The sequence below is a fragment of the Salmonella sp. NW177 genome (assembly GCF_051811585.1).
Lineage (GTDB): Bacteria > Pseudomonadota > Gammaproteobacteria > Enterobacterales > Enterobacteriaceae > Salmonella > Salmonella enterica.
Genome location: NZ_JAMMZV010000020.1, coordinates 1 through 6,086 on the forward strand (window position 1 = coordinate 1; position 6,086 = coordinate 6,086).

Sequence of the window (6,086 nt, forward strand, 5' to 3'; positions counted from 1 at the left end):
GGAAAAACCACCCTGCTGCGCCTGCTGACCGGGCTGGCGCGCCCGGACGGCGGCGAGGTGTACTGGCAGGGCGAGCCCCTGCGCCGCGTGCGCGACAGCTTCCATTCCGGCCTGCTGTGGATAGGGCACCAGCCGGGGATTAAATCCCGCCTGACGGCGCGGGAGAACCTGCACTTCTTCCACCCCGGTGACGGCGCGCGCCTCCCGGAGGCGCTGGCGCAGGCCGGGCTGGCGGGATTTGAGGACGTGCCGGTCGCCCGGCTCTCGGCCGGGCAGCAGCGCCGGGTGGCGCTGGCCCGCCTGTGGCTGACCCGCGCCGCGCTGTGGGTGCTCGACGAGCCGTTCACCGCCATTGACGTTAACGGCGTGGCGCGCCTCACCCGGCGGATGGCGGCGCACACGGCGCAGGGCGGGATGGTCATTCTCACCACCCACCAGCCGCTGCCGGGGGCCGCGGATACCGTCCGCCGCCTGGCGCTGACCGGCGGGGAGGCCGGGCTGTGATGTGGCGTGTCTTCTGTCTCGAGCTGCGCGTGGCGTTCCGCCACGGCGCGGACATCGCCGGCCCGCTGTGGTTCTTCCTGATGGTCATCACCCTGTTTCCGTTAAGCGTCGGGCCGCAGCCGCAGCTGCTGGCGCGTATCGCGCCGGGCATCATCCAGGTGGCGGCGCTGCTGGCCTCGCTGCTGGCGCTGGAGCGGCTGTTTCGCGACGACCTGCAGGACGGCAGCCTGGAGCAGCTGATGCTGCTGCCGGTGCCGCTGCCGGCGGTGGTGCTGGCGAAGGTGCTGGCCCACTGGGCGGTGACCGGCCTGCCGCTGATTATGCTCTCCCCGCTGGTGGCGCTGCTGCTGGGGATGGACGTGTACGGCTGGAAAATCATGGCGCTGACGCTGCTGCTCGGCACGCCGGCGCTGGGGTTTCTCGCCGCGCCGGGCGTCGCGCTGACGGCCGGGCTGCGGCGCGGCGGCGTCCTGCTGGGCATTCTGGTGCTGCCGCTGAGTGTCCCGGTGCTGATTTTCGCCGCCGCGGCGATGGACGCGGCATCGATGCATTTACCCGCTGACGGCTATCTGGCGGTGCTGGGGGCGCTGCTGGCGGGCAGCGCGACGTTAAGCCCGTTCGCCACCGCGGCGGCGCTGCGCCTCAGCGTGCAGTAGCGCCCCGGCGCGACGGACATTTTACTGGTTTCAGGAGGTCAGGTGACGACTATGTGGAAAACCCTTCATCAGCTGGCGGCGCCGCCCCGGCTGTATCAGATTTGCGGCAGGCTTGTGCCGTGGCTGGCGGCGGCCGGCATCATCGCGCTGGCCACCGGCTGGGTCCGGGGCTTTGGTTTCGCCCCGGCGGACTACCAGCAGGGGGAGGGCTACCGCATTATGTACCTGCATGTCCCGGCGGCCATCTGGTCAATGGGTATCTATGCGGCGATGGCGGTGGCGGCGTTTACCGGGCTGGTCTGGCAGATGAAAATGGCCACCCTTGCCGTCGCGGCGATGGCGCCGGTGGGGGCGGTGTACACCTTCATCGCGCTGGTCACCGGCGCGGCGTGGGGCAAACCGATGTGGGGCACCTGGTGGGTGTGGGACGCGCGCCTGACCTCGGAGCTGGTGCTGCTGTTTCTCTACGCCGGGGTCATCGCCCTGTGGCACGCCTTTGACGACCGTAAAATGGCCGGGCGCGCGGCGGGCATTCTGGTGCTGGTCGGCGTGGTGAACCTGCCGGTTATCCACTATTCCGTCGAGTGGTGGAACACCCTGCACCAGGGCTCGACGCGGATGCAGCAGAGCATCGACCCGGCGATGCGCTCGCCGCTGCGCTGGGCCATCGCCGGCTACCTGCTGCTCTTTATGACGCTGGCGCTGATGCGGATGCGCAACCTGATTTTACTGATGGAAAAACGCCGCCCGTGGGTGAGCGAACTGATACTGAAAAGGGGGCACCGGTGAGTCCGGCATTTTCATCGTGGAGCGATTTTTTCGCCATGGGCGGGTACGCCTTTTTTGTCTGGCTGGCGGTGGCGATGACCGTGGCGCCGCTGGTGCTGCTGGCGCTGCACACGGTGCTGCAGCGCCGGGCCATTCTGCGCGGCGTGGTGCAGCAGCAGGCGCGCGAGGCGCGGATGCGCGCCGCACAGGCGCAACAGGAGGCGGCGTGAACCTGCGACGTAAAAACCGGCTATGGGTGGTCTGCGCGGTGCTGGCGGGCCTGGCGCTGACCACCGCCCTGGTCCTGTACGCGCTGCGCGCGAATATCGACCTGTTCTATACCCCCGGCGAAATCCTCTACGGCAAGCGCGAGACGCAGCAGCTGCCGGCGGCGGGCCAGCGCCTGCGCGTCGGCGGGATGGTGATGCCCGGCAGCGTCAGGCGCGACCCGGACTCGCTGAAGGTGAACTTCAGTCTCTACGACGCCGAAGGGTCGGTGACGGTGAGCTATGAGGGGATACTGCCGGACCTGTTCCGCGAGGGGCAGGGGGTGGTGGTGCAGGGCACCCTGGAGAAGGGCAACCACGTCCTGGCGCACGAGGTGCTGGCCAAGCATGACGAGAACTACACCCCGCCGGAAGTGGAAAAGGCGATGCAGGAAAACCACCGCCGCCCGCAACGCGCTGATAAGGACACCTCATCATGATGCCTGAATACGGCCACGCGCTGCTGTGCCTGGCGCTCGGCGTGGCGCTGCTGCTGTCCGTTTACCCGCTGTGGGGCGTGGCGCGCGGCGACGCGCGGATGATGGCGTCGGCCGGGGTGTTCGCCTGGCTGCTGTTCATCTGCGTGGCGGGCGCGTTTTTCGTGCTGGTGCACGCCTTTGTGGTTAACGACTTCACCGTGGCCTATGTCGCCGGCAACTCGAACACGCAGCTGCCGGTGTGGTACCGGGTGGCCGCCACCTGGGGGGCGCACGAGGGCTCGCTGCTGCTGTGGGTGCTGCTGATGAGCGGCTGGACCCTGGCGGTGGCGGTGTTCAGCCGGCAGGTGCCGGCGGATATCGTCGCCCGGGTGCTGGCGGTGATGGGGATGGTCTGCGCCGGTTTTCTGGCGTTCATCCTGTTCACCTCCGGCCCGTTCGCCCGCACGCTGCCGGCCTTTCCGGTGGAGGGGCGCGACCTGAACCCGCTGCTGCAGGACCCGGGGCTGATTTTCCACCCGCCGCTGCTGTACATGGGCTATGTCGGCTTCTCGGTGGCCTTCGCCTTCGCCATCGCCGCGCTGCTGAGCGGGCGTCTGGACAGCGCGTTCACCCGTTTTGCCCGCCCGTGGACGCTGGCGGCGTGGGTGTTCCTGACGCTGGGCATCGTGCTCGGCTCGGCGTGGGCCTACTACGAGCTGGGCTGGGGCGGCTGGTGGTTCTGGGACCCGGTGGAGAACGCCTCCTTTATGCCGTGGCTGGCGGGCACCGCCCTGCTGCACTCGCTGGCGGTCACCGAACAGCGCGCCGGCTTTAAGGCGTGGACGCTGCTGCTGTCCATCTGCGCCTTCTCGCTGTGCCTGCTGGGCACCTTCCTGGTGCGCTCCGGGGTGCTGGTGTCGGTGCACGCCTTCGCCTCCGACCCGGCGCGCGGAATGTTTATCCTCGCCTTTATGGTGCTGGTCACCGGCGGCTCGCTGCTGCTGTTCGCCGTGCGCGGGCACAGGGTGCGTTCGCGGGTGAACAACACGCTGTGGTCGCGCGAGTCGCTGCTGCTCGGCAACAACGTCCTGCTGATGGCCGCCATGCTGGTGGTGCTGCTGGGCACCCTGCTGCCGCTGGTGCACAAACAGCTGGGGCTGGGCAGCATTTCGGTGGGGGAGCCGTTCTTTAACACCATGTTCACCTGGCTGATGGTCCCCTTTGCCCTGCTGCTGGGGGTGGGGCCTTTAGTGCGCTGGGGCCGGGACCGGCCACGTAACATCAGGAAACTGCTGCTCACCGCCCTGGTCTCCACCCTGGTGCTGTCGGTACTTTTGCCATGGCTGCTGGAAGATAAAATCATCGCCATGACGGCGGTGGGGATGGCGATGGCCTGCTGGATTGCGGTGCTGGCGGTGGCCGAAGCCGTACAGCGCGTGTCCCGCGGCACGAAAACCTCTCTCAGCTACTGGGGAATGGTGGCGGCGCACCTCGGGCTGGCGGTGACGATTACCGGCATCGCCTTCAGCCAGAATTACAGCGTGGAGCGTGACGTGCGGATGCGGGCGGGCGACAGCGTGACCATTCACGACTACCGCTTCACCTTCCGGGAGGTGCGGGACATCACCGGCCCCAACTACCGCGGCGGGGTGGCCCTCATCGGGGTGACGCGCCACGGCGAGCCGGAGGCGGTGCTGCACGCGGAGAAACGGCTCTACAACACCAGCCGGATGGTGATGACCGAGGCGGCGATTGACGGCGGGCTGACCCGCGACCTGTACGCCGCGCTCGGGGAGGAGCTGGACAACGGCGCGTGGGCCGTGCGCCTGTACTACAAACCGTTTGTCCGCTGGATATGGGCCGGGGGACTGCTGATGGCGCTGGGCGGACTGCTGTGCCTGGCGGACCCGCGCTACCGCCGCCGTAAACCATTGCCGGAGGCCGGATGAAACGCAACGTACTGTTATTACCGCTGCTGATTTTTCTGCTGATTGCCGCGGCGCTGCTGTGGCAGCTGGCGCGCAACGCGCAGGGGGATGACCCGACGAATCTCGAATCGGCGCTGACCGGGAAGCCGGTGCCGGCGTTCCGCCTGGAATCGCTGGAGACACCGGGTCAGTACTACCAGGCGGAGGTGCTGACGCAGGGGAAACCGGTGCTGCTTAACGTCTGGGCCACCTGGTGCCCGACCTGCCGCGCCGAACATCAGTACCTGAACCAGCTTTCTGCGCAGGGTATCCGGGTGGTCGGGCTGAACTATAAGGACGACCGGGCGAAGGCGGTGGCCTGGTTAAAGGAGTTAGGTAACCCGTATGCGCTGAGTTTATCGGACAGCGACGGGATGCTGGGGCTGGACCTGGGCGTGTACGGCGCGCCGGAAACTTTCCTCATCGACGGCAGGGGGATTATCCGCTACCGCCATGCGGGCGATTTGAATGCCCGGGTATGGGAAAGTGAACTGAAACCGCTGTGGGACAGATACAGCCGGGAGGCGGCGCAATGAGACTGTTACCGGGCATGGTGATGCTGATGCTGGCGCTGGTTATCGCCGGGTCAGCGCGGGCAACCACCGACGTGATGCCGTTTAAAGATGAAGCGCAGGAGCAGCAGTTCCGCCAGCTCACGGAGCAGCTGCGCTGCCCGAAATGCCAGAACAACAGCATTGCGGACTCGAACGCGATGATAGCCACCGACATGCGCCGCAGGGTGTATGACCTGATGCAGGAGGGGAAGAGCCGCCAGGAAATCATCGATTACATGGTGGCGCGCTACGGCAACTTTGTCACCTACGACCCGCCGCTGACCCCGCTGACGGTGCTGCTGTGGGTGCTGCCGCTGGCCGCCATTGTGGCGGGCGGGTGGATAATCGTCGCCCGCACGCGCCGGCGGGTGCGCCTGCGCCGGGAGCCGCTGCCGGCGGACACCCCGGTTTGCGGCGCGCGCGCCGGGTGGGGCGTTTACGTGCCGGGGGCCGTCATTGCGCTGGCGGTCGGTGCCGGCAGCTACGCCCTGACCGGCAGCTATCAGCAGGTCAGGGCCTGGCAGCAGGCAACGGCGCAGACGCCGGGGCTGCTGGCGCGGGCGCTGGACCCGCAGGCGCAGCCGCTGAATGAAGAGGAGATGGCGCGGCTGGCGCTGGGGCTGCGCACCCGCCTGCAGAATGATGCCGGCAATGTTGAGGGCTGGCTCATGCTGGGGCGCACCGGTATGGTACTGGGTAATGCCGGTACCGCCACCGGGGCGTATGCGAACGCCTACCGTCTGGACCCGAAAAACAGCGATGCGGCGCTGGGCTACGCGGAGGCGCTGACGCGCTCGTCCGACCCGGAGGATAACCGCCGCGGCGGGGAGCTGCTGCGCCGGCTGGTGAGCCGTGACCACACGGATATCCGGGTGTTAAGCCTGTATGCGTTTAACGCCTTTGAGCAGCAGCGCTTTGGCGAGGCGGTGGCGGCCTGGGAGATGATGCTGAA

Annotated in this window: 8 protein-coding genes; all 8 read left to right on the forward strand. The window is 67.7% G+C overall.

All coding sequences use genetic code 11. The annotated features are described in order from the left end of the window. A partial coding sequence (gene ccmA, locus NA986_RS24195) for a cytochrome c biogenesis heme-transporting ATPase CcmA (RefSeq protein ID WP_070794054.1) occupies positions 1-504 on the forward strand: 504 nt, incomplete at its 5' end. After that, positions 501-1,160: a heme exporter protein CcmB gene (gene ccmB, locus NA986_RS24200; protein WP_000990028.1), complete on the forward strand. Its 660-nt coding sequence runs from the start codon at positions 501-503 to the stop codon at positions 1,158-1,160. The genes ccmA and ccmB, both read left to right, overlap by 4 nt. Before the next feature lie 51 nt (positions 1,161-1,211). After that, entirely contained in the window at positions 1,212-1,949 is a 738-nt protein-coding gene (locus NA986_RS24205) for a heme ABC transporter permease (protein ID WP_000265999.1), read from the forward strand. Continuing rightward, positions 1,946-2,158, forward strand: a complete 213-nt coding sequence (ccmD, locus tag NA986_RS24210; protein WP_023215844.1) for a heme exporter protein CcmD — start codon at positions 1,946-1,948, stop codon at positions 2,156-2,158. The genes NA986_RS24205 and ccmD overlap by 4 nt, the downstream gene beginning before the upstream one ends. Then, the gene (ccmE, locus tag NA986_RS24215) at positions 2,155-2,634 is read left to right on the forward strand and encodes a cytochrome c maturation protein CcmE (RefSeq protein ID WP_001053600.1); all 480 of its coding nucleotides are present in this window, start codon (positions 2,155-2,157) and stop codon (positions 2,632-2,634) included. The genes ccmD and ccmE overlap by 4 nt, the downstream gene beginning before the upstream one ends. Next, entirely contained in the window at positions 2,631-4,562 is a 1,932-nt protein-coding gene (locus NA986_RS24220; protein ID WP_023215043.1) for a heme lyase CcmF/NrfE family subunit, read from the forward strand. The genes ccmE and NA986_RS24220 overlap by 4 nt, the downstream gene beginning before the upstream one ends. After that, the gene (gene dsbE / locus NA986_RS24225; protein WP_000828296.1) at positions 4,559-5,116 is read left to right on the forward strand and encodes a thiol:disulfide interchange protein DsbE; all 558 of its coding nucleotides are present in this window, start codon (positions 4,559-4,561) and stop codon (positions 5,114-5,116) included. Before NA986_RS24220 ends, dsbE begins: the two co-directional genes overlap by 4 nt. Further along, the coding region (locus tag NA986_RS24230; RefSeq protein ID WP_079950959.1) for a cytochrome c-type biogenesis protein CcmH at positions 5,113-6,086 on the forward strand (974 nt) is incomplete at its 3' end. The genes dsbE and NA986_RS24230, both read left to right, overlap by 4 nt.

Coding starts and splice junctions, on each gene's coding strand:
- NA986_RS24205 (WP_000265999.1), top strand. CDS start 1,212: ATGTGGAAAACCCTTCATCAGCTGGCGGCGCCGCCCCGGCTGTATCAG.
- NA986_RS24220 (WP_023215043.1), top strand. CDS start 2,631: ATGATGCCTGAATACGGCCACGCGCTGCTGTGCCTGGCGCTCGGCGTG.
- dsbE (WP_000828296.1), top strand. CDS start 4,559: ATGAAACGCAACGTACTGTTATTACCGCTGCTGATTTTTCTGCTGATT.